Consider the following 320-nt stretch of genomic DNA (forward strand, 5'->3'; position numbering starts at 1 on the left):
GGGACGACCCGACTCCCGCCTGAATTATTTCCCTCTCCCCTCTGGGGAGAGGGCAGGGTGAGGGGGAAGTTTCCCCTCAAAATCCCGCCGCACAATCTCCAGCGCTTTCAGCACCGTCTCAGCCGGGATCGCATGATTCTCCAGCAGCATAATTAAATCGACGGCCAGTTTGACCTCATCGGGGGCATTTTCCAGTGACATCAGCGGCTCCTGTTAACGGGTCAGGCGTTCAATGACGCGTTCAATCTCATCCAGCGCCTGACGGCAGCGGACGATGCGGCCTTCCAGCGCGCTGATTTCACGCATTAATAACTGCTGCT

Annotated in this window: 2 protein-coding genes; both read right to left on the reverse strand. The window is 57.5% G+C overall.

All coding sequences use genetic code 11. The features are described 5' to 3' along the window. Positions 1 to 24: 24 nt before the first annotated feature. Positions 25 to 201, reverse strand: a complete 177-nt coding sequence (rsmS, locus tag GYB81_RS23705; protein ID WP_022650501.1) for a pleiotropic regulatory protein RsmS — start codon at positions 199 to 201, stop codon at positions 25 to 27. 12 nt (positions 202 to 213) lie between these two features. Continuing rightward, positions 214 to 306: a primosomal replication protein PriC gene (gene priC, locus GYB81_RS25105; RefSeq protein WP_368854862.1), complete on the reverse strand. Its 93-nt coding sequence runs from the start codon at positions 304 to 306 to the stop codon at positions 214 to 216. Positions 307 to 320: the final 14 nt, after the last annotated feature.

Source organism: Pseudomonas yangonensis, from assembly GCF_009932725.1.
Classification (GTDB): domain Bacteria; phylum Pseudomonadota; class Gammaproteobacteria; order Pseudomonadales; family Pseudomonadaceae; genus Aquipseudomonas; species Aquipseudomonas yangonensis.

Bases quoted from the DNA above. Each gene is read 5' to 3' on its own strand.
- rsmS (WP_022650501.1), bottom strand. From the start codon at position 201: ATGTCACTGGAAAATGCCCCCGATGAGGTCAAACTGGCCGTCGATTTA.
- priC (WP_368854862.1), bottom strand. From the start codon at position 306: ATGCGTGAAATCAGCGCGCTGGAAGGCCGCATCGTCCGCTGCCGTCAG.